This window comes from Kaistia adipata DSM 17808 (genome assembly GCF_000423225.1).
GTDB classification, from domain to species: domain Bacteria; phylum Pseudomonadota; class Alphaproteobacteria; order Rhizobiales; family Kaistiaceae; genus Kaistia; species Kaistia adipata.
This window is the reverse complement of record NZ_AUHO01000006.1, coordinates 1-22316: the sequence shown is the minus strand read 5'-3', so window position 1 is coordinate 22316 and position 22316 is coordinate 1. Positions and strand designations below refer to the sequence as shown.

General features: G+C 67.9%; 21 protein-coding genes and 1 tRNA gene. 13 read left to right on the top strand and 9 right to left on the bottom strand.

All coding sequences use genetic code 11. The features are described 5' to 3' along the window. Positions 1 to 150 precede the first annotated feature (150 nt). Positions 151 to 1179 (bottom strand): GTP 3',8-cyclase MoaA, encoded by a 1029-nt coding sequence (moaA, locus tag G539_RS0100170; protein WP_084639658.1) that lies wholly within the window; start codon positions 1177 to 1179, stop codon positions 151 to 153. A 146-nt stretch (positions 1180 to 1325) separates the two neighbouring features. On the opposite strand from moaA, the gene G539_RS0100165 reads away from it, so the two are divergent. Both G539_RS0100165 and G539_RS0100160 read left to right on the top strand, forming a co-directional pair. Then, positions 1326 to 1721 (top strand): gamma-butyrobetaine hydroxylase family protein, encoded by a 396-nt coding sequence (locus tag G539_RS0100165; RefSeq protein ID WP_035829750.1) that lies wholly within the window; start codon positions 1326 to 1328, stop codon positions 1719 to 1721. Between the two features lie 76 nt (positions 1722 to 1797). Further along, positions 1798 to 1986 (top strand): hypothetical protein, encoded by a 189-nt coding sequence (locus tag G539_RS0100160; RefSeq protein WP_029073418.1) that lies wholly within the window; start codon positions 1798 to 1800, stop codon positions 1984 to 1986. A gap of 15 nt (positions 1987 to 2001) precedes the next feature. On the opposite strand, the gene G539_RS0100155 is transcribed toward G539_RS0100160, so the two are convergent. Further along, a complete protein-coding gene (locus G539_RS0100155; RefSeq protein ID WP_156911688.1) occupies positions 2002 to 3426 on the bottom strand; it encodes a pyridoxal phosphate-dependent decarboxylase family protein in 1425 nt (474 codons plus the stop codon). Between the two features lie 315 nt (positions 3427 to 3741). On the opposite strand from G539_RS0100155, the gene G539_RS0100150 reads away from it, so the two are divergent. Continuing rightward, positions 3742 to 3834: transfer RNA gene (locus G539_RS0100150), tRNA-Ser, on the top strand. 370 nt (positions 3835 to 4204) lie between these two features. After that, entirely contained in the window at positions 4205 to 5248 is a 1044-nt protein-coding gene (locus G539_RS23105) for a sensor histidine kinase (protein WP_051231084.1), read from the top strand. Between the two features lie 101 nt (positions 5249 to 5349). Here G539_RS23105 and G539_RS0100135 read toward each other — a convergent pair whose 3' ends face one another. Next, positions 5350 to 7347: an acyltransferase family protein gene (locus G539_RS0100135; protein WP_029073416.1), complete on the bottom strand. Its 1998-nt coding sequence runs from the start codon at positions 7345 to 7347 to the stop codon at positions 5350 to 5352. Between the two features lie 203 nt (positions 7348 to 7550). Here G539_RS0100135 and G539_RS0100130 point away from each other — a divergent pair, with 203 nt between their 5' ends. Then, a complete protein-coding gene (locus G539_RS0100130; RefSeq protein ID WP_029073415.1) occupies positions 7551 to 8786 on the top strand; it encodes a DUF763 domain-containing protein in 1236 nt (411 codons plus the stop codon). 247 nt (positions 8787 to 9033) lie between these two features. Here the strand turns inward: G539_RS0100130 and G539_RS0100125 are convergent, their stop codons facing one another. The 6 genes from G539_RS0100125 to G539_RS0100100 form a co-directional block, all read right to left on the bottom strand. Continuing rightward, complete coding sequence (locus G539_RS0100125; RefSeq protein WP_029073414.1) at positions 9034 to 10095, bottom strand: endonuclease/exonuclease/phosphatase family protein; 1062 nt, start codon at positions 10093 to 10095, stop codon at positions 9034 to 9036. Positions 10096 to 10110: 15 nt separating this feature from the next. After that, entirely contained in the window at positions 10111 to 11034 is a 924-nt protein-coding gene (locus tag G539_RS0100120; protein ID WP_029073413.1) for a sugar phosphate isomerase/epimerase family protein, read from the bottom strand. A 26-nt stretch (positions 11035 to 11060) separates the two neighbouring features. Then, positions 11061 to 12170, bottom strand: a complete 1110-nt coding sequence (ugpC, locus tag G539_RS0100115; RefSeq protein ID WP_029073412.1) for a sn-glycerol-3-phosphate ABC transporter ATP-binding protein UgpC — start codon at positions 12168 to 12170, stop codon at positions 11061 to 11063. Positions 12171 to 12187: 17 nt separating this feature from the next. Next, complete coding sequence (locus G539_RS0100110) at positions 12188 to 13102, bottom strand: ABC transporter permease subunit (protein ID WP_029073411.1); 915 nt, start codon at positions 13100 to 13102, stop codon at positions 12188 to 12190. Between the two features lie 11 nt (positions 13103 to 13113). Further along, complete coding sequence (locus G539_RS0100105; RefSeq protein WP_029073410.1) at positions 13114 to 13998, bottom strand: carbohydrate ABC transporter permease; 885 nt, start codon at positions 13996 to 13998, stop codon at positions 13114 to 13116. A 186-nt stretch (positions 13999 to 14184) separates the two neighbouring features. Continuing rightward, entirely contained in the window at positions 14185 to 15534 is a 1350-nt protein-coding gene (locus G539_RS0100100) for an extracellular solute-binding protein (RefSeq protein ID WP_029073409.1), read from the bottom strand. A gap of 295 nt (positions 15535 to 15829) precedes the next feature. Here G539_RS0100100 and arsK point away from each other — a divergent pair, with 295 nt between their 5' ends. From arsK to G539_RS26460, 8 genes are all read left to right on the top strand, one after another. After that, the gene (gene arsK / locus G539_RS0100095; RefSeq protein ID WP_035829747.1) at positions 15830 to 17053 is read left to right on the top strand and encodes an arsenite efflux MFS transporter ArsK; all 1224 of its coding nucleotides are present in this window, start codon (positions 15830 to 15832) and stop codon (positions 17051 to 17053) included. A 227-nt stretch (positions 17054 to 17280) separates the two neighbouring features. Beyond that, on the top strand, positions 17281 to 17541 hold the full coding sequence (locus tag G539_RS0100090) for a hypothetical protein (RefSeq protein ID WP_029073407.1): 261 nt from the start codon (positions 17281 to 17283) through the stop codon (positions 17539 to 17541). Positions 17542 to 17655: 114 nt separating this feature from the next. Then, positions 17656 to 17859, top strand: a complete 204-nt coding sequence (locus G539_RS26875) for a hypothetical protein (protein WP_156911686.1) — start codon at positions 17656 to 17658, stop codon at positions 17857 to 17859. Next, positions 17849 to 19033, top strand: coding sequence for an ATP-binding cassette domain-containing protein (locus G539_RS23100; protein ID WP_169516595.1), 1185 nt, complete (start codon positions 17849 to 17851; stop codon positions 19031 to 19033). The genes G539_RS26875 and G539_RS23100 overlap by 11 nt, the downstream gene beginning before the upstream one ends. A gap of 10 nt (positions 19034 to 19043) precedes the next feature. Beyond that, positions 19044 to 19514 (top strand): Cif family virulence factor, encoded by a 471-nt coding sequence (locus G539_RS0100075; protein ID WP_035829745.1) that lies wholly within the window; start codon positions 19044 to 19046, stop codon positions 19512 to 19514. A gap of 2 nt (positions 19515 to 19516) precedes the next feature. Then, positions 19517 to 21145, top strand: a complete 1629-nt coding sequence (locus G539_RS0100070; RefSeq protein WP_281173869.1) for a gamma-glutamyltransferase family protein — start codon at positions 19517 to 19519, stop codon at positions 21143 to 21145. 79 nt (positions 21146 to 21224) lie between these two features. Continuing rightward, positions 21225 to 21989, top strand: coding sequence for an SDR family NAD(P)-dependent oxidoreductase (locus G539_RS0100065; protein ID WP_029073404.1), 765 nt, complete (start codon positions 21225 to 21227; stop codon positions 21987 to 21989). Positions 21990 to 22095: 106 nt separating this feature from the next. Beyond that, on the top strand, positions 22096 to 22316 hold a 221-nt coding region (locus G539_RS26460; RefSeq protein ID WP_156911684.1), incomplete at its 3' end, for a transposase.

The window sequence follows — 22316 nt, the reverse complement described above, 5'->3', positions numbered from 1 at the left end:
GACGCCTAAAGATTGGCCAATAAGCTCCGGCGAAGCAACCGCGCAGGGGCCGTTTCACTCGATCAATACATGCGGATGAAGAAAAACTGCGCCGCCCGACTGTAAACGCCGTGCTGCAGCGCAGCAAAGCCATCCGGATCACTAGGAGGATCAGCCGCCGGTCATGCTCATGTGGCGGCCGACCGCCGGGCGGCGATGCTCGCGATCGATGATGAAATCATGGCCCTTGGGCTTCCGGCCGATCGCCTCGTCGATGGCAGCGGAAAGCAGCGTGTCCTGCTCGGAGGCCCGCAGCGGCGCCCGGAGATCGGTCGCGTCTTCCTGGCCAAGGCACATGAACAGCGTACCGGTGCAGGTGACGCGGACGCGGTTGCAGGTCTCGCAGAAATTATGCGTGAGCGGGGTGATGAAGCCGATGCGCCCCCCCGTCTCGGCGACCTCGACATAGCGGGCGGGACCGCCGGTCTTGTAGGGGATGTCGCGCAGCGTCCAGTTCTGCTCCAGCCGGTCGCGCACGGTCGACAGCGGCAGGTACTGCTCCGTCCGGTCGACGTCGACCTCGCCGAGCGGCATCGTCTCGATCAGGGTCAGGTCCATGCCGCGACCATGCGCGAAACGGAGCAGGTCGTCGATCTCGTGCTCGTTGACGTCCTTGAGCGCCACGGCGTTGATCTTGATCTTCAGCCCCGCCGCCTGCGCCGCGTCGAGGCCGACCATCACCTTGTCGAGATCGCCCCAGCGCGTGATCGCCCGGAACCGCGCCGGATCGAGCGTATCCATCGAGACGTTGATGCGACGAACCCCAGCCTCCACCAGCTCCGTGGCGAAACGCGCCAGCTGCGAGCCATTGGTGGTCAGCGTCAGTTCATCGAGCCGGCCGGCGTCGATGTGCCGGCCCAGCGAGCGGATCAGCGACAGGATGTTGCGCCGGACAAGCGGCTCGCCGCCGGTAAGCCGCAGGCGGCGCACGCCCTTGGCAATGAAGACGCTGCAGAGCCGGTCCAGTTCCTCGAGCGACAGCACATCCCGCTTCGGCAGGAACGTCATGTCCTCGGCCATGCAATAGACGCAGCGGAAATCGCAGCGATCGGTCACCGAGACGCGAAGATAGTTGATCGTCCGGCCGAACGGGTCGACCATCGCCTTGGCATCGGCCGAAATCGGCACGATCTCGTTCATGCACAGTCCTCCGACCGTCCGAAAGGATCCACGGACGACCATCTCTGTTATGTAGACGAGAAGCCGCTTCGATTCAAAGGCCGGCCGGCGCGAACCGCACGAGGCCAGCGCCGGAACCAGGGCCGCAGCGCCGCCGGAGACCGCCCATGACGACCACCTCACCCTCCCCCGCAGCCACCGGAGCCGCGCCCTGGCCGACTGAGATTCGCCTCTCGCCCGACAAGCGCACGCTGACCGTCGTCTTCGACAATGGCGCGCGCTATGCGCTGCCGGCGGAGTTCCTGCGCGTCACCAGCCCCTCTGCCGAGGTTCAGGGCCACAGCAAAGCCCAAAAGCAGACCGTGCCCGGCAAGATCGACGTGGCGATCGCCACGATCAGTCCCGTTGGAAACTATGCCGTCCGGCTCGGCTTCGACGACGGCCACGATACCGGCCTGTTCACCTGGACCTATCTGGCGGAGCTCGGCCGCGACCACGACAAGCTCTGGGCCGCCTATCTGGCCGAGCTGCAGGAAAAGGGCTTCTCCCGCAACCGAAGATAGGTAATCGTCGTCTGCGGCCTTGATGAACCAAGGCGCCGCGACCACGTTGATTCATAGCCGCTGCAGGAGACGAAAGATGGCTGATCCCAAAGTCCTGATCGAACTCGACGAACGCATCAACGCCATCCGCGAGGCGATGCGCACGCTGACGGAGCAGGCGGCAGCCGTCTCCGGCGCCGCCAGCGAAGCTCGCATGGCGGACCGGATCGCCGATCTCGAGCAGCAGCTGGCAACCCTGCAGAACGAGCGCGACGCGCTCTCCTGAGCGCCCCGCGGCGTTTCACCCCTCTCCGGCCGAAACGCGACGCCAGGCGTCGCGAATGGCCGCAACGGCGATCGCAGCATCCTCCTCCGTGGTGCCGCCACCGATCACCGAAAGCCGCAGAACCCAGGCGCCGCGCCATTGCGCGCCGCCGGCAAAAATCCGGCCGTCGCGCTGGAGCGCGGCAATCGTGGCGCGCGTCAGGGCGTCGCCCTCTTCCGGGGATCGATCCGCGCCGAAGCGCAGGATCACCTGGTTCAGCACCACGTCGTTGACAATCGTGACGCCGGGCTCGCCCCGGAGCGCGTCGGCCATGCCGCGCGCGAGCCGGCAGTGCCGGGCTACCATCTCGGCGATGCCCGCGCGGCCGAAATGACGCAGCATCGCCCAGGTGGCGAAGCCGCGCGCCCGCCGCGACAATTCCGGCACATAATGCGAGGGATCGCGCTCGCCTTCCGCCGTGGTCGGCAGGTAGCTCGCCGCGATCGTCATCGCCCGCCGGTGCGATTCGGCGTCGCGCACGATGGCGTAACCGCAGTCATAGGGCGTCTGCAGCCATTTGTGTCCGTCGGTCGCCCAGGAATCGGCTCCCTCGATCCCCGCCGCCAGGCCGGCACGCTCCGGACAGGCGCGGGCCCAGAGGCCGAAGGCGCCGTCGACATGCACCCAGGCGTTCGGATGACGCCGGGCCGCCGCGAGGATGGCGGGATGCGGATCGAACGCGCCGGTGTTGATCTGCCCGGCCTGGGTGATGACGATGACCGCCGGGTCGCCGGCTGCCGACGCCATCGCCGCCTCGAACGCCTCCGGCAGCATCGCCCCCTGCCCGTCGACCGCGACCCTGGTGACGCGCGCCTGGCCGAGGCCGAGATATTGGAGGGCCGAGAACACGGTGCTGTGGGCCTCTTCGCCGATCAGCACGCGGATCGGCGGCGCGCCGAACAGGCCATCCGCCTCGACGTCCCAGCCCAGCCGACGCAGGACCTCGCCGCGCGCGGCGGCCAGCGCCACGAAATTGGCGACCGTCGCGCCCGTCACGAAGCCGACCGAGGCCGTCGCGGGCAGGTCGAGCAGGTCCAGCAGCCATCGCGCGGCCACCGCCTCGCACGCCGCCGCCGCCGGCGCGGCGGTATGGTTGCCGGCGTTCTGCCCCCAGGCGGCGGTCATCCAGTCGGCGGCGACGCCGACGGGATGCGAACTGCCGATCACCCAGCCGAAGAATCGCGTGCCGGCCGACGCATGGAGGCCGGGCGTCGCGCGGGTGACGAGCTCGTCGAGGATGGCGCCGGCCTCCGCGCCCGCCTCCGGCACCGGCCCGGCGAACGCCGCGACAGCGTCGGCATAGCTCTGCACGGGGCGCTGAATCCGGCCGGCGAGCCCCTCGCGGAAGGCCGTCGCATGCGCCGCAGCCCTGGCGAAGACGTCATAGTCCGACATGGTCATACCCCTTCCCGCGAACGCCGCTCCGGATCGTCACGATAGCGCGGAATCCCGGCACCAACGAGCCCGGCAGGATGGCCGCCATCCGGCAGGAACGGCCCGCCACGCGGCGAACCACGCGAAATGGTTCTTTTTCGGGAGGCTCGCGTGACGCTGGCGGACGCGCCCGGCCGCAACGCGTCGGCGCGCCTGCCACCACGGACTTCGCCATCACCGCCTCGGCATCGCCGCCCCGGCACGACACGCTCCGTGTGGAAAAGGAGCGCCGGGGCACAAATCAACTTGTCACCTGCTGTTTGTCCCGGTAACACCAGCGGCGGAGAGGTGGCCGAGTGGCCGAAGGCGCTCCCCTGCTAAGGGAGTAGACGGCTTAAAACCGTCTCGAGGGTTCGAATCCCTTCCTCTCCGCCATTCTCCTTGAAATGCAGTCCGTTCCCCGACGCCCGATGTTGCGGCGAGCTGGTCATGCCTGGCCCCTGGAAGATTCCACCGCGCCGATCCCGATCGGGCGTCGGGCGGGTTACAGGCGCCGGTTCGATCCGGCTCGGCCGGCGCGCATTCCGGCCCGCGGGCCGCGGCTTGTGCAAGTCCCAAGAAGCCCTATGGTGGACTGATCGTAGAAAGCCGTCGCCAAACAACCATGGCGCCTTCCTGCCGCGCCCGGGACGCATGAAAGAAAATGGCCAACAAGCACGATGCCGGTGCGACGCGGCGCTCGTCGCACGGATCGCGGCCCGGGCCTTCCGATTGGCCGCTCCCCTTCCTGCAAGGCGGCGGCGAGATGGGAAAGGCGGTCCGCGCCCTGGACTGGGACCGCACGCCGCTCGGGCCGCCGACGCTGTGGCCGCAATCGTTGCGCACCGTCGTGGCGCTGGTTCTCGCCTCCCCGTTCCCCAAATGCCTGGTCTGGGGACCGGAGATGATCGCGATCTACAACGACGCCTTCGTGCCGATCCTCGGCAAGAAGCAGATCGGAATCGGCAGCTCGTTCCGTGACATGTGGAGTGAAGCCTGGCGGACGATCGGACCGATCGTCGACAAGGCCTTCAGCGGAGAGGCGACGTTCATCGAGGACTTCCCGCTCGTCGTCAACCGCTACGGCTATCCGGAGCAGACCTACTTCACCTTCGCCTACACGCCCTTGCTCGACGAGTTCGGCGAGGTCGCGGGCTTCATGGACACCGTCATCGAGACCACGTCCAAGGTCGAGGCCGAGACCCGGCTCCGCGTCCTGAACGCCGAGCTCGGGCATCGCATGAAGAACACGCAGGCGATCGTCCAGGCGATCGCCCGCCAGACCCTGCGCGGCCAGGCCGACGACGCGGCGCTGGCCGCCTTCACGCAGCGCCTGATGGCGCTGAGCTCGGCGCACGAGATCCTGCTTCGGCAGAGCTGGGAGGCGGCGCCCCTGCATAACGTCGTGGAGGCGGCCTTAAAGCACAACGCCGCTCCGGACCGCTTCCAGGTCGAGGGACCCGATCTCACCATCGGGCCCAAGGCCGTGATCTCGGTATCGCTGATGCTGCACGAAATGGTCACCAACGCGGTGAAGCACGGCGCGCTCTCGGTGGAGACCGGCCGCGTCGAGATCCGCTGGACCATCGAAGGCGACGCCGAGAACGCGACCCTGCACATGCGCTGGATCGAGCGGGGCGGACCGCCGGCGCAAAGGCCGACCCGTCACGGCTTCGGCTCACGCCTGATCAATGGCGGATTGACCGGCGCCGGCCGGGCACGGCTCCAGTTCCTGCCGACCGGGCTCGAGGGGCATTTCGAGGCCCCGGTCAACTGGATCAGCGCCGGCGAACGCGGCGGCGGCCTCTAGTCAGCCGGATCGGGCGCCGGCCGCCCCATCGCCGGCCGCGGCATGAGGGCCACGACGGGCAGTTCGCAAGCCTGGCGGGCCTTCCGGTGTCGGGACCTCGGTCACGGCGATCGGGCGGCCTGCAGGTCCGGCTTGAAGACGGACCGGAAGATCGGGATCAGTTGGGCCCCGCCCCGCTCGCTGAGATGATCGTCGTCGTAGTAGATCGGACGCCCGTCGACATCGCCCCAGCAGCGGCCATCGCGACAGAGATACGGCAGTGGGTCGAGAATCTTGACGCCGCAACGCGCCGCCGCCTCGTCCTGCGCCGACCAGACAAAGGCGTTCCGCTTGCGGTATTCCTCCATGGAGATCGAGACGCGCTCCGCCTGCCCGGCCCGCAGCGTCAACCCCATATGCTTCGGCACGTCGCGCGGCATCTCGGGGATCGGGCGGAGGTAGTAGACGGGACGATGCCGCGCGAAGGTGCAGGCCGTATCCAGCATGGCCTCGCGGATCTCGGCAAAATAGTCGTCCGACCGCGTGGCGAAATCAGTCTTGGCCAGAAAGAAGGGCGCCCCATTCACGGCCGAAGGCTCACCCGGATCCGTCGTCGAGCTGGTCCGATTGACGATGATCAGGGGCACCGGCGGCAGTTTGCGGCCCTTCTCCAACGCCAGATCGACGAAATCCCCGCAATGGTCCGGCTGCCCGTCACGGCGATGCAGCCCGGCGATGGTCGAACACCCGGAGCGCGTCCAGTCGAGGACATGCAGTTCCGTGTCCGGCAGCGCCTTCTCGACCGATCGGATGACTGCGCCCGCATGGCTGTCGCCGATGACGATCGCCCCCAGCTTCGGGCCACCATAGGTACATTCCGGCACAGGACGCTGGTCGTTCGTCTGGCATTCGATGATCCGCGGATTGGTGTTCGAGCGCTCGCTGAACACCACCCTGACCTCTTCCGAGAAGCGCACGGGCACGCCACGCAGCTGCCGGATGATCTGCCCTGGGACGAAAACCATGAGCAGGACGATCGCAAGTGCCGCAAGCTCGCCACGCGGGCGAAGGTCGCGCAGCCCCTTGCGCGCCGGCTGCTCGATGAAGCGATAGGACAGCCAACCGCAGACCAGAGTGATGACCAATCCCGCGCCGACAGCCGCCGGCGCCCCCGCCAGCTGGTAGTAGTAAAGGCCCGTGACGATCGGCCAGTGCCAGAGATAGAGCGAATAGGAAATGCTGCCGATCCACTGCAGCGGACGCGGAGCCGTCAGCAGCGAGCCTTGCCGCGCCGCCAGCAGGACCATCACGGCCCCGGCGACGGGAACAACCGCCAGCGAACCGGGCCAGGGCGTGGTCGCATCGACGAGGAAGATGGCGCCGATGATCAGTGTGAAGCCCGCCAGTTCGAGCCCGCGAGCGAGCCGAGCGCTGCGCGCGAACACAGTGCCTGCGCAATAGGCCAACGCGCCGGCAAGCAACTCCCAGGCACGCGACGGCAGGCGGAAGAAGGCGTTCGCGGGAGACGCCAGCGTCTCGTGAAGGCTGTAGAGAAACGACGCGATCGCGATCAGCGCCAGCACTCCGGCGATCCACTTCACACCCGGCCGCAGGCGCCAGAAGATGAGCACGACCAGCGGGAACAGCAGATAGAACTGCCACTCCACGCCGAGCGACCAGGTGTGCAGCAGCGGCTTGTCGATCGAGGCGGCATCGAAATAGCCGGCCTCCTTCGCGAACCCGATATTGGAGCGGAACAGGATCGCGCGGTGCGCATGACGTCCAAGCTGTTCCAAGTCCTGCGGCGCCAGATGGAGCCAGCCCCAGGCGAGAACGGCGAAGCAGACAACCGCGAGCGCCGGGATGATCCTTCGCCCTCTGGCGAGATAGAACTCCAGCAGGAAGCGGCCCTGCGATTTCCAGCCCGGGTCGATCCGCGTCGCGCCGTTGACGACGATCCCCGCCATCAGGAAGCCGGAAATGACGAAGAAGACATCGACGCCGACGAAACCGCCGGAGAATCCCGCTATGTCGAAGTGATAGAGGATGACGGCCAGGACGGCCCAGGCGCGAAGGCCGTTGATGTCATACCGGAAGTCCGGCGCGGACGTTGCCGTCATGTCAGAATGAGCCTTCGTGGGGGGAACGTAGGTCCGCCGTCCTTGGTGGCAGGGCGAGAAGATCAGGCAGGACTATCGTCAGATCCCAGCAGCAACAAGCCTTCTGGCACGACGAGACACCCAACCGGATTCAACCGCGCGCGGCCGCGACGTCAGGCCCAGCCGATCAGCCGCCGCTGAAACAACGGAAGAAGGCGAATCAGATGGCGAGACGAGCCGGCAGCGCCGATCTGCCCTTGCATGGCGGCCATGTCCCGCGCTGGCTGTCCGATCGCATGACCAGGCTCGGCGCGGTGATCTCCGAGGCGATCGTGCAGGAATATGGCCGCGACGAGCTGCTGCGCCGCCTCGCCCATCCGTTCTGGTTCCAGTCCTTCGGCGCCGTGATGGGCATGGACTGGCACTCCTCGGGGATCACCACCAGCGTGCTCGGCGCGCTGAAGCGAGGGCTGACGCCGCTCTCCGGCGAGCTCGGCCTGCATGTCTGCGGCGGCAAGGGCCGCCACTCCCGCCTGACCCCGCAGGAACTGATCGGCATCGGCGAGCGGGTCGGCTTCGACGGCGATGCGCTCGCCAAGGCGAGCCGGCTGGTCGCCAAGGTCGACAGCGCCGCCATCCAGGACGGCTTCGATCTCTACCTGCACGGCTTCATCGTCGCCGATGACGGCAAGTGGACCGTGGTGCAGCAGGGCATGAACGACGAAAGCCGGCAGGCGCGGCGCTATCACTGGCTGTCCGAGGGACTGACCAGCTTCGTCGAGACGCCGCATGCCGCGATCGACGGCCCCCGGCAGGGCGAGATCGTCAACCTGACCGACAAGCGCGCCGTCGCCTCCCGGACCGGCCAACTCGACATCCTCGCAGATCTCGGGCCAACCAAGATCGCGCTGGAATTCGCGGCGCTGCGCGCCGAGGCGGAACCGCCGGCGGAGACGCTGCCGGTCGAGCAGCCGCTGCTGCCGCATCTCGTCATGCCGGCGCATCACGACGTCCGCTCCAGCGACGTCGTCACGCGGCGGCTGCATGGGGCGCTCGCGGCGGCGGCCGAGCGCGGCCCGGCCGATTTCGCCGATCTCCTGCTGGTGCCGGGCGTCGGCGCGCGCACCGTGCAGGCGCTCGCCATAGTGGCCGAAGTCGTGCACGGCGCGCCCTATCGCTTCAGCGACCCAGCCCGCTTCTCCTTCGCCCATGGCGGCAAGGACCGCCATCCCTTCCCGGTGCCGCTCCGCGTCTATGACCACACGATCCACGTCATGAACCGGGCCGTTCGCAAGGCGAAGCTCGGCGAGACCGAGGAAATGGAAGCGCTGAGGCGGCTCGACGCCGAGGCGCGGCGGCTGGAACGCTTCGCCACCGGCCCCAGCGTCGAGGAAATGATCGCCGACGAACGCGAGCGGTCGGCGAGTTATGCCGGCCGCAGCGTGTTCGGCTGGGAGTAGGACGACCGAGCGAGTCGCAGCTTCCCTTCCCCTCTGCCTGAGGGAGAGGTTTGCAGAGTATCGAATACCGGACCTGCAGAGCTCCGATCTCCATCATCCTGAGGGGCTTGCACAAGCAAGCCGTCTCGAAGGACGCACGGCAGCAGTGCATGGCTCCAAGGGTCGATGTCGCAACATGGTGCGTGCTTCGAGACGGCCCTTCGGGCCCCTCAGCATGTTGAGAGCGGTGTTGTGCGCTCCCCGCCAATCAGCCCCGAACCGAGAAATCCGCGACGATCAGGTCGTGGTCCGAGATCGCGCTCCCCGCCCCGTCCAGCGCCGGCACCGTGCGCGGGCTCGAAGCGTCGAGGCCGCGGGCAAAAAGCCAGTCGATCCGGCAGAAGGGCGGCAGCGGCGTCCCGTCCGGACGCGAGCGCTGAGTGTCGTCGCCCGTATTGGCCGCCTGCCATTCGAAGCCGGCCTCCGCCATCCGCGCGAAGAGCGGCTCCCGCTCCTCAGGTGCCGAAAGCCAGTCCTGCGGCACCAGCTCCAGCAGGTCGTTGGTATTGAGGTCCCCTCCGATCACCACCGGCATTCCGTCCCTGGCATGCGCCTCGACCACCGCGAGCAGCCGCTCGATCTGGCGCGCGCGGTCCTCGGTGTCGGACTTGCTTTCGAGATGCACGGAGACCGCGAGAACCGGCCCCTGCCCCGTCTCGACCGTGGCCATGATCGCCATCCGCCAGCCGAGCCGGCGCTGGTCGCCCTCGGCCTCCAGCCACCACACGGCACCATCGTCGAGGCGGATCAGCGCCGCGTCCCTCAGCGGCAGACGCGACAGCAGCGCATTGCCGTGGAAACCGACCGCGTTGGTCTCGTTCGCATGCCAGGCACGCTCGCGCGGATCGCCGAGCCCGAGTTCCAGGAACTCGACGCCATAGACGTAGCCCATGCCGAGCGCGGCGGCGAGTTCAGCGGTGGTGTGCCGGTTTCCCGACCGCGCCATGCCGACATCCGTCTCGGTCAACAGCAGGATGTCCGGCGCCACGCCGGCGACGAGTTCGACCGACTGGGCATGATATTTGAGCCGTTCGGCATTCCAGGCGGCGACACGCAGCGGTTGGCTCGCCGGCCTTGCATCGGCCAGCACCGGCGCGCGCAGCTCGACCGCATTGAACGCCGGCAGGTCGAGCGCCAGGCGGTCATGCTCGGATCGGGTCAACGCCGCCTGCATCGTCTCTGTCATGAAGGCGACCGCGGGCGCCGGCAGCTCCGGCACCGTCACCGTCACCAGCTCGGGCGACGGCGCGGAAATCTCGTTCGAGGACATCAGTTCACCCGATGATCAGGCCGCCACGGCGGCAGCATGGCGTGCGTTGAGGCGCGCGGCCAGCGCCCGGGCGCGATCGATCGACTCCTCCCGCTCGGCGTCGAAGCGCTCGCCGATTTCCATGATCAGCGCCGTGCCGGGCAGGACCTGGATGGTGTCGAACACCGCTTCCCACGGCAGATCGCCCCAGCCCAGCGGCAGATGCAGGTCGCCGATGCCGAGCGCGATCGCCTCGCTCTGGTGGTAGAAGTGGCTGATCGAATAGGGCCGGCCGAAATTGTCGTGCACATGCAGGTGCCCGGCCACCGGCCCCATCGCCGAGACCTCGGCGAGGAAGTCGCCACCGGTGCGCGTCGTCTCGATATAGGCATGACCGAAATCGATGGTCGCGACGAGATGGGGGTGGTTCAGTTCGCGGATGGTCGCCGCAACCTGGGACGGCTGCTGGCGGAACATGGCGTCGTCCATCGCGAAGATGTTTTCCAGCGCGACGCGGACGCCGTGCTTGCCGGCGGCGTCGGCGACCTCCGCCAGCGCGTCGCGCTGCATCGCCTCGTAGCCGGCGATGATGCGGGCCGGCGCCATCGGCGCATGGCCGCTGTGGTGGACGAGCACGTCGGCGCCGACCCGACCGCACAGTTCGATCATGGCGAGCGCGGCCGCCTTCTGGAACTCGAGATTCGGCGCGTCCATGAAGTTGGACAGGATCAGGCCGTGCACGCTGTAGCGCAGCGGGAACTTGGCGCAGATGTCGGCGAGGCGCTTGGCCCGTCCCTCCAGGACGCGGCCGCCGGCGATCAGGTCGTCGCCGCAGAGCGACAGCTCGGCCACGTCGGCGCCCAGCTCGACAATACGGGCCAACGACGCCTCGAGGCGGCGGAGGTCACCCTCGCCGGGCTCGGCGGTGAATCCGACATGGGTGATCAGGTCATGGGTCATGATGTTGCTTTCGCAGGGGGAGAAGTTCAGGCGGCGGGGTCGAGGGCGGCTTGCGGCGCGGCGAGATCGATGCGCCGGCCGTCGTCCTGGGCGAAGAGATGCACGTCGGCGGGATCGATCAGGATGCCGACCGGCTCGCCCGTGCCGGGCGCGACCGGATCGCTGATCGCGACCGCGAAGGACACGCCACCAAGATCGGTATGGACGACCCGGCCGGCGCCGAGTTCCTCGACAAAGTCGACCGTGGCGGGCAGCGCGCCCGGAGCCTCGGGCGCCACCAGCCGCGCCGCCTCGGCGCGCACGCCGAGCGTCACCTTGTGGCCGACCAGACGAGACTCGATCGCGTTCGGGATGGCGATGCGGCGCGCCGCATCGAGCGTGAAGATGCCGTGCCGGTCGATCTCGCCTTCCATCAGGTTCATCGCCGGCGAGCCGACGAAGTTGGCGACGAAGCGCGTGGCGGGCCGGTTGTAGACCTCGGCCGGCGTGCCGACCTGTTCGATGCGGCCGCCATTCATGACGATCAGGCGATCGCCGAGCGTCATCGCCTCAGTCTGGTCATGGGTGACGAACACCGAGGTGGCGCCGAGCCGGCGATGCAGCCGCCGGATCTCGGCGCGCATGGCGACGCGCAGCTTGGCGTCGAGGTTGGAGAGCGGCTCGTCGAACAGGAACACCTTTGGCTCGCGCACGATGGCGCGGCCCATGGCGACGCGCTGGCGCTGGCCGCCGGAAAGCGCCGCCGGCCGGCGGTCGAGGAAGGCCTCGAGGCCAACCACCTTCGCCGTCGCGGCGACGCGCGCCGCCCGCTCGGCCTTCGGCACGCCGGCGACCTTCAGCGCATAGCCGATGTTCTCGGCCACCGTCATGTGCGGATAGAGCGCGTAGTTCTGGAACACCATGGCGCAGCCGCGCTCGCGCGGCTCCATCTTGTTGACCAGCTTGCCGTCGATCCAGATCTCGCCGCCGGTGATCTCCTCGAGACCGGCGATCATCCGCAGCAGCGTGGACTTGCCGCAGCCGGAGGGGCCGAGGATGACGATGAACTCGCCGGACGCGATGTCGAGGTCGACGCCGTGCACGACGGCGTTCTTGGCATAGGCCTTCCGGACGCCCTTGATGGCAATCGAAGACATGGGAGGATCCTTTCAGCTCATTTCTCGGTCGAGATCAGGCCGCGCACGAACCAGCGCTGCAGCAGGATGACGACGATCAGGGGGGGCGACATGATGAGGAGCGTGCCCGCCATGGCGACGTTCCAGTCCGGCAGGCCGAACTCGGACGGGATCAGCGTCTTCAGCTGCGTCGCCGCGATGCCGAACTTCGGATCCGTGGTGATGAGGAGCGGCCAGAGATACTGGTTCCACGCCCAGACGAACATGATGGTGAAGAGCGCGATCATGTTGGGCTTCGAGAGCGGCAGCAGCACGTCGACGAAGAAGCGCACCGGGCCGGAACCGTCCATCTTGGCGGCCTCCGCCAGCTCGTCCGGCACCGTCAGGTAGAACTGGCGGTAAAGGAAGGTTCCGGTCGCCGTGGAGACGAGCGGCAGGATCAGGCCGGTATAGGAATTGAGCAGGCCCCATTCGAGCGAGACGCGGATGCCGGAGAGCGTCTGGATCAGCCAGGTGACGCCGGTGATGTCGAGGATCGCCTGGAACGGCGCCAGCGCGTTGGCGGCGACCGCGTAGGTCGGCACGATGCGCACCTCGAGCGGCAGCATCAGCGTGATGAAGATCAGCCAGAACAGCAGCATCCGGCCGGGGAAGCGGAAATAGACGATGCCGAAGGCGGCCATCGAGGAAAGCAGCACCTTGCCCGCCGCCACCGTGCCGGCGAACAGGAAGGAATTGAAGAGCTTGCGGCCGAGATCCGCGCGGACCCAGGCCTCGTGCAGGTTGACGAACAGATCGCCGCCGGGCGTCAGCGGCATCGGCACGGTGTTGACGGTGCGGATGTCGTGCGTCGACGCCACGATCACGATGACGAAGGGCAGGAGCACGATCAGGAGGCCGATCAGGAGGATCGCCTGGCAGATCGCGTTGAAGACGGGGGTGCGTTCGACCATGGTCCCGCTCCCTACTTGTAGTGCACGCGCCGCTCGATGAAGCGGAACTGCACGATGGTGAGCAGGATGACGAGCAGCATCAGGATGATCGACTGGGCGGCGGCGCCGGAATAGTCGAGGCCTTTGAAGCCGTCGAAATAGATCTTGTAGACCATGAGCTCGGTGGCACGCGCCGGACCGCCCTGGGTCATGATGTCGATGATGCCGAAACTGTCCTGGAAGCTCTCGGTGATGTTGATCACGAGCAGGAAGAACAGGGTCGGCGTCAGCAGCGGCAGCTGGATGTCCCACATGCGCCGCAGCGGGCCGGAGCCGTCCATCGCCGCCGCCTCGGTCAGCGAGCGCGGGATCGACTGCAGCGCCGACAGGAAGAAGATGAAATTGTAGCCGATATATTTCCACGAGAAGGCGACGATGACGGCGATCATCGCGTCCTTGCCGTCGAGCGCCGGGTTCCACAGGCCGGGCCAAACCTGGTTGATCAGCGACAGGAAGCCCGCCTCGGGCGCCAGGATGAAGCGGAAGGCGAGGCCGAGCGCCGGCGCGGCGATGGCGTAGGGCCAGATGAAGACACTGCGATAGGCCTTGTGGCCGCGCAGCTCGCGATCGGTGAACAGCGCCAGCACCAGCGCCAGGCCCATCGCGATGGTGGTCGAGCCGAGGCCGAACACCAGGCTGCGGCCGATCGCGCCCCAGTAATAGGGATCGGCGAGCAACTGGCGGAAGTTCTGCAGCCCCACCCAGGTATTGCCCCCGCCCCAGGGCTGCTCGAGCGTGAAGGCCCAGTAGAGCGCCTGGCCGCTCGGCCAGTAGAAGAAGACGAACATCAGGACGAGCATCGGCAGCACGAACAGCAGGCCGATGGTCGTGGACGAGAAGGTGGCGCGCTTTTCCATCGAAGATTCTCACTGGGGGCGGCGGCCGGCGGCGGCGCAGCATGGCCGGTCCGGCGGTCTTGAGCCGTCCGGCGCCGCGACGGCGACGGAACGGAAGAGGCGGAACGTGGGGTGAGCCACGTTCCGCCGGCCTCCCTGCCCTTCGGCCCCCCGGCACGAAGGGTGGGGTGGGAGCTTCAGCCCGGATTACGGGAGGGTCTTGCCCTGGTAGGTCTGCTCGAAGCGGCGCAGGATCTGGTTGCCGCGTTCAGCCGACTGGTCGAGCGCCGTCTGGACGTCCTCGTTGTTGACGAAGATCGACTGCAGGCCGTTCGAGATTTCCTGGCGGATCTGCAGCAGGCCGCCGAGGCGGATGCCCTGCGGAGCCGGATCCTCGGCCGACGAAGCGGTCAGGCTGGCGATCGCGTGCTCGCGGCCCTTGTACGGAGCCTTGTCGTAGAAGCCCTGCTCGTTCAGGTACTTGAAGCCGGAGTTGCGGACCGGGATGTAGCCGGTCACAGTCGACCAGGTCAGGGCTTCCTCGGGCTTGGCGATGAAGTCGAAGAAGGCGGCGGCCGCCTTGTATTCCGGCTCCGACTTGCCGTTGAGCACCCAGAGCGAGGCGCCGCCGACGAAGGAGCTCTTGCGATCGGTGCCCTCGTAGACCGGGAGCATGGCGACGTCCCAGTTGACGCCTTCCTTGGCGGTGCGGCCGATATTGCCGTGGTCGCCGACCGAGGTCAGGATGACCTGGCAGTCGCCATTCGCGAACGCCTCGATGAAGGTCTGGCCGGTTTCCTTCGACTTGATGACGGCTTCGCCGTTGTCGTACCAGCCCTTGAGATCCTTAACGAACTGGACCCACTTGCCCTTGTTGAAGGTGAGCTCGGCGTCGAGGCCCTCGAAGCCGTTGCGCTTGGTGGCCATCGGCTCGCCATGCACGGCCATGAACTGCTCGCCGAGCTGCCAGACCTCGTCACGCGAGATGTTGAAGGCGAGCGGGCAGGCATAGCCGGCGGCCTTCAGGGCCTTGAAATCGGCCGCGGCCTCTTCCCAGGTCTTCGGCGCATGGTCCTTGCCGATCTTGGCGAAGGCGTCCTTGTTCCAGTAGAGCAGCGCCGTCGAGGAGTTGAAGGGGAACGAGTACATCTCGCCCTTCGACGTCGCGTAGTAGTTGGCGATGCCCGGGAAATAGTCGGTCCAGTCGACCGTGTAGCCCATGTCGGTCATCAGCTTGTTGGCCGGGTAGTAGGCGCCGGACAGCATGATGTCGAGCGTGCCGGCGTCGGAGACCTGGGCGATGGTCGGCTGCTGGCCGGCGCGGAAGGCGGCGATGGTGTTCTGCAGCGAGGCGTCGTAGGTGCCCTGGCTGGTGCAGACGACCTCGTAGTCGGTCTGGCTGGCGTTGAAGCGGTCGCACTGCTCCTGCACGCGCTTGGCGATATCGCCGGAATTGCCGAACCAGAAATCGATCTTGGTCTTGTCGGCCGCGGCCGGGCCGGCGAGCAGCGCCGCGACGGCGAAGGTGCCGAAGGCGCTGGAAAGCTTGGCGTTCATGAGTGCCTCACGAAGGATGGGTGCGCCAGTCCGGCGCGACGGCCCCCGCTTACTCCCGCCCCCGTAACGCCCGCATGACATGCCGGCTAACCAGATCCGCCGTCCCCGAGCGCGCTCGGGCGATGCCCCGGCCCGGCCGTAGCGGCCCGCTGCGGCACCGCGGGCAACGTCGTGTGAAATGGACTGTTCTTACCGGCCGCGAGCGCGCATAGAAGCGCGCAGCGCACGATTCGCGGCCCCGCCGCGACGTGCCGACACCGCCGCGGGATGGGTCCGCCAGGCGCAGGACCACAGCATGATACGCCCCGTTTCCGCCGTCCTCGCCCTCGGCCTGACCCAGATCATCGGCTACGGCACCCTCTATTATTCCTTCAGCGTGCTGGCGCCCGGCATGGGGCGCGAATTCGCCCTGTCGACGGAATGGATGTTCGCCGCCTTCTCCGTCTCGCTGCTGGCGAGCGGACTCTGCGCGCCCTGGATCGGCGCCTGGATCGACAGGGCCGGCGCCGGGCGCGTCATGACGGTCGGCTCGCTGGTCGCCGGGCTGGCGCTCGGCGCCTCCGCCCTGGCCGTGAACAGCGTCATGCTCGTCCTCGGCCTGATCGCCATCCAGATCGCGTCGGCGCTGGTGCAGTACACGAGCTCCTTCACGCTGCTGGTGCAGATCAACCCGGTGCGGGCCCAGCGCACGATCACCCAGCTGACGCTGATCGCCGGCTTTTCCTCGACGCTGTTCTGGCCCTTCACGACCGCGCTCGGCGAGCGGATGGACTGGCATCACGTCTACATGGTCTACGCCGCGCTGCACCTCGTCATCTGCCTGCCGATCCATGCCTGGCTGACGGTCCGCACACGGCAGCGCGGCGCGAGCAGCGCCGAGCTGGATCCGGCGATCGCGACCTCGCCTTCCGTGGCCGGCGTCGTCGGCGATGCCCAGCGGCCCCGCGCCTTCGGACTGATGCTCATCGGCTTCGCGATCCAGAGCTTCGTCACCTCGACCTTCCTGGTGCACATGCTGCCCATGCTGTCCGGGCTCGGCCTGGCGCAGGCGAGCGTGCTGGTCGCCTCCGTGTTCGGCCCGGCCCAGGTGCTGAGCCGCTTCACCAACATGATGTTCGCCGGCCGCCTGTCGCAGCGCTCGCTCGCCATCATCGCCTCGCTCTTCCTGCCGCTGGCGACCGGCATCCTGCTCATGACGGCGCCGAGCCTTGCCGGCGCCTTCGCCTTCGCCATCGTGTTCGGCCTGAGTTCCGGCCTCGCCAGCATCGTGCAGGGAACGCTGCCGCTGGAGCTCTTCGGCAGCGACGGCTACGGCAAGCGCCTCGGCCGCCTGACCTCGGTGCGCCTCGTCGTTTCCTCGGCCGCGCCCTTCGCCTTCGCGCTGATGACCGAGCGGCTCGGCATTCCGGAGGCGCTTTCCATCATTGCCGGGCTCGGCACGGTGGCGGTGATCGCCTTCCTGGCGATCGGTCCCCTGCTCGCGACGAGGCGCGACAATGGCCCGGGCGCGCAGACCTGACGCAAGCCCCTCTGACAACCCTGAGGGGAAATGAGCGGACGCGACTCGAAACGCGACCGCCTGCGGACAAAACGCCGGCCGACGCAGCGACGCCGGTCACAGTCACGGCATGCTTCCCGGGCCACACTGCCGGCAAATCCGGATGAATTTCCCGGCTGGACGGCAATCGCCGCACACAGGCACAACCGACTCAGCTATGCATCCCAGAGGTGTTGAGGAGACGTTAAGTGTTTGATTCGGCGGTCTACTATGTCGAGCCCAATGCAGACCGGGGCTATGCGATCGTGAGCCAGAGCGGATCGCTGATCGGCGCATTCACGTCGCACGACGTCGCGCTCTCGATGGCGAAGCATCTCGGCAACTCGGCCGCCGAACTCGGCATGGCTGCCCGCGTCTTCGAACGCGACGAAGCACAGGCCGAAACATTGGTGTTCGAGCGCTGGCCGATCCGCGTCGCCGACCTGCCCTGGGACGCCGTGACCGACTGACGGCGCGCCGTTCCGGCGGCTTTGCGCGCCCCATCGTCGGGGCATGAAATTTTTCTCCTCGGCAGTGATATTTCACAACCCCGTCGCTCGTTGAAACGCGCCGCCTGACCGATCGTGGCGGTCGAAATCGCATGGCATCCCCCGCCGCGCGAAATGGCCATCAGCGAACGGTCCGACGTGCCGAAACTCCCCCGCCAGACACTTGCCGCGATCGGCGCGCTGCTGCTCATCGCGGCCGTGTACGCCGCCCTGCCTGCCGAGGGCCGGTCCCCGGCCCGCGCTTTTGCCGAGCTCGCGAGCGCGCTCCATGGCCGGTGATCGCGGCATCAAGGGCACGGCCGGCCTTTCGGCCGCCGAGGTCGAGAAGCTGGTGGCGCCGGCGCGGCGCGACCATCGCTATCGCCTGATCTCCTATTTCAGCCCGCTGCTGATCCTCGCCTTCTGGGAGTTTGCCTCCCGCGCTGGCCTCGTCGACAGGCGCTTCTTCCCGGCGCCGTCCTCGATCGTCGATACCGCCTGGCAGATGATCGCGAGCCTCGAGCTCTTCGTGCATATCGGCGCGACGCTGCGCCGAGTGGCGATCGGCTTCGTCATGGGCGCGATCCCGGCGCTGCTGATCGGCACGGCGCTCGGCCTGTCGCCAAAGCTGCACCGCGTCTTCGCGCCGATATTCGCCGCGCTCTATCCGGTGCCGAAGATCGCCATCCTGCCGCTGATCCTGCTGATCTTCGGCATCGGCGATTTGTCGAAATACGTCGTCATCGCCATCGGCGTATTCTTCCTCGTCTTCTCGGTGAAGCGCGGCGAGTTCGTCTGCCTCGTCGGGCCAAGCGGCTGCGGCAAGACCACGGTTCTGCGCATCCTGGCCGGGCTGGAGAAGCAGCTCTCCGGCACGGTCGCCATCGCCGGCGGCAAGACGCCGGCCTTGGTGTTCCAGGAAGCCTCGATCTTTCCCTGGCTCTCGGTCGCCGACAACATCGCCTTCCCGCTTTCTCTCGCAGGCGTCGACAAGGCGACGATCGACCGCCGCGTTGGGGAACTGCTGGAACTGACACGGCTGACGGATTTCCGCTCGGCCCTGCCGCACCAGCTCTCCGGCGGCATGAAGCAGCGCGTCGCGGTGGCGCGCGCGCTTGCCGACGATCGCGACATCCTGCTGATGGACGAGCCGTTTGGCGCGCTCGACGAGCAGACGCGGCTGGTCCTCCAGCAGGAACTGCTCCGGATCTGGGAAGCCTCGGGCAAGACCGTCGTCTTCATCACCCACAGCGTCGACGAGGCGCTGACGCTGGCCGACCGGGTGCTGGTGATGTCGGCCCGGCCCGGCCGCATCGTCGCCGACCTCGCCGTGCCGTTCGAGCGGCCGCGCGACGTCGTCGCGCTGCGCAAGGACGAGCGCTTCTGGGATTTGACTTACCGGACCTGGACCCTGCTCGGCACCGGGCATTCGGCGGTCGCGGCACCTGCGGCGCCCGTTGAAGCAATCGCATGAGGACATTGAAATGACTCAGCATATCGAAGCTGGAACCGTCGTCCACGAAGCCGACCTCGCCGATATCCGCCGCTGGTTCACCGAGCTTTCCGGTTATGTGCGGGCCGTCGACTTCGTGCCGGCGCGCCAGCTGGTCATCGACGATTTCATCTCGTTCGGCACCTTCACGGACTTCATGGTCGGCCGCGAGGTGGCCGAGACGACGCAGTGGCGCAAGGTCTGGCCAACGGTTGACGGCTTCACCTTCCGGGACGACATCCGTGCCCTGGTCTCGCCCGACCGGCTCTTCGCCGTGGGCCTCGCGGTCTTCGATTCGACCGGCTATCACGAGGATGGCAGTACCTTCACCCGAGCCGGACGCGCGACCGTCAGCTTCATCCGCAAATCGGTCGAGGAGCCCTGGGTCAGCAACCACAGCCACATGTCGCTCTTCCGCGGCACACCGGCCACGTCGCATGGCGACAAGCCGGCCAAGAGCTAGGCATGCGTGCTAGAGACGAGAGCGGGACAACCGGACACGCCATGGTCGATTTCAGCCAACCCTATTCCTCGCACCGCTCGCCCATCCTCGGCGGCAATGTCGTCGCCACCTCGCAGCCGCTCGCGGCCCAGGCGGGGCTCGGCATGCTGGCGAAGGGCGGCAACGCCGTCGACGCGGCCATCGCCGCCGCCATGACGCTGACGGTTGTCGAGCCGACCGGCTGCGGCGTCGGCAGCGACGCCTTCGCCATCCTCTGGGACGGCAAGGAGCTGCACGGCCTCAACGCCTCGGGCCGCGCGCCTTCCGCCTGGACGCCCGATCGCTTCGCCGGCCACGACGCCATGCCGGCGGCAGGCTGGGACAGCGTCACCGTGCCCGGCGCCGTCTCCGGCTGGATCGCGCTCTGGAAGCGCTTCGGCAGCCTGCCGCTCGAGACCATCGCCGCGCCGGCGATCCGCTATGCCCGCGACGGCTTCGCCGTCTCGCCCATCATCGCCCGGCTCTGGCAGATGGGCGGCGACCGGCTCGGCACGCAGCCCGGCTTCGCGGAGGCCTTCCTGCCGGGCGGCCACGCGCCGCGCGCCGGCGAACGTTTCCGCAATCCGGCGCTGGCCGCGACGCTCGAGGCGATCGTGGCTACCGAGGGCGAGAGCTTCTATCGCGGCGCGCTGGCGGAAAAGCTTGCCGCCCACGCCAAGGCGCATGGCGGCGCGCTGACGCTCGACGACCTCGGCGCGCACAAGGCGGACTGGGTCGGGACGCTGTCGCAGACATTTGCTGAAGGGGTCGTGCACGAGATCCCGCCAAACGGCCAGGGCATCGTCACGCTCATCACGCTCGGCATCCTGGAACATCTGGGCATCGGCGCCGATCCCGTCGACGATGTCGAGACGCTGCATCTCGCCATCGAGGCGACGAAACTGGCGCTCGCCGATGCGGGCCGCCACGTCGCCGACAGCGCGCACATGGTGTTCGATCCGGCGGCGCTTCTCGATCCCGGCTACCTCGCCGAGCGCGCCACGCTGGTCGACCGCGGCAGCGCGGGCCTGCCTTCCTACGGCGCGCCGAAGCCGGGCGGCACCGTCTATCTCGCCGCAGCCGACGCGAGCGGCATGATGGTGTCGTTCATCCAGTCCAACTTCATGGGCTTCGGCTCTGGCATCGTCGTGCCCGGCACCGGCATCAGCCTGCAGAACCGCGGCGCCGGCTTCACGCTGGAAAAGAGACACGTGAACCAGGTCGCCCCCGGCAAGCGCCCCTTCCACACCATCATCCCCGGCTTCGCGATGGATGCCGACGGCAAGCCGCTCTCCGCCTTCGGCGTCATGGGCGGGCCGATGCAGGCGCAGGGCCACACGCAGATGATGCTGCGCCGCCTCGTCTACCGCCAGAACCCGCAGGCCGCGGCCGACGCCCCGCGCTGGCGCGTGATCGGCGGTCGCAAGGTGGCGGTCGAATCGAGCTTCCCCGCCGCCCTCGTCGAGGCACTCGCGGCTCGGGGCCACGAGGTCGTGGTCGAGCCGCCGGATTCGGTGTTCGCCTTTGGCGGCGCCCAGATCATCGAACGTCTGCACGAGGGCTATGTCGCGGGATCGGACCCGCGCAAGGACGGCCAGGCCGTCGCCTTCTAGAAGCGTTTTCGAGCGAAGTGGTCCCGGTTCGCGCGAAGAAGACGCGGCCAGGGAAGAATTTGCGATCAGGAGCATTGGAATGACAGAGACCATCGAACGCGTCGTGCTGGTGACCGGCGCCGCGAGCGGCATCGGCGCGGCGACGGTGCGCGCCATCGCCAGGCCGGGCACGGCCATCCTCCTGCACACGCGCAAGAACGAGCAGGGCCTCGCGGTGGTCGCGGAAGAAGCCCGCAAGGCCGGCAGCCTCGTCGACACGGCGCTCGGCGACCTCGCCGATCCGGCCGTTCCCGCCGCCCTCGTCGCGCAGGCCCGCGCCCGCTTCGGCCGCCTCGACCAGATCGTCAGCAACGCCGCCAAGGCGTCGATGGCCAATTTCACCACGCTGACCGAGGACGACCTCGCCCACGCGCTCGCCTCGATGCCGGTCGCCTTCCACCGCCTCGTCGCCGCCGCCCTGCCCGACCTGCAGACCTCGTCCTGGGGCCGCGTCGTGATCGTGAGCTCCTTCGTGGCGCACACCTTCGCCAAGGCCGGCCTGACCTTCCCGGCGACCTCGGCCGCCAAGGCGGCGCTGGAGGCGCTCGGCAAGGCGCTGGCCTTCGAGCTCGCGCCGACCGGCACCACGGTCAACGCCGTCGCGCCCGGCTTCACGCGCAAGGACCCGGGCGGCCACAAGGCGATGCCGCATTCCGCCGACAATCCGGCGATCGAGGCCACGCCGAACGGCCGGATGGGCACCCCCGTCGACGTCGCCGCGACGATTGCCTTCCTGCTGTCGCGCCCGGCCGGCCACATCACTGGCCAGACCATCCATGTCGACGGCGGCCTGCTGCTGCGCTGACCTGGCGAGACTCGACCATCATCCTCAGTGTCTGGCCCGTAATGTCTAGGTGGTCCTGATCAAGTGTGATTCTCTTTGATTTGCGAAGATCAGGGAGGCTCACAGCATGGTTTGGACCAAGACCACCCGGCGGCAGCATGAGCGTGCGGCGGGGCGCTATGCAAGCGATTTGACGGATACGGAATGGGCGCTGATCCTGCCATTTTTGCCGGCGAAGTCGGCGCTGGGCCGCCCGCCGTCCACGTCGATGCGGGCGGTCGTCAATGCGCTCTTGTATGTGTTGTCGACGGGGTGCCAATGGCGTTCGGTGCCGCGCGATTTCCCGCC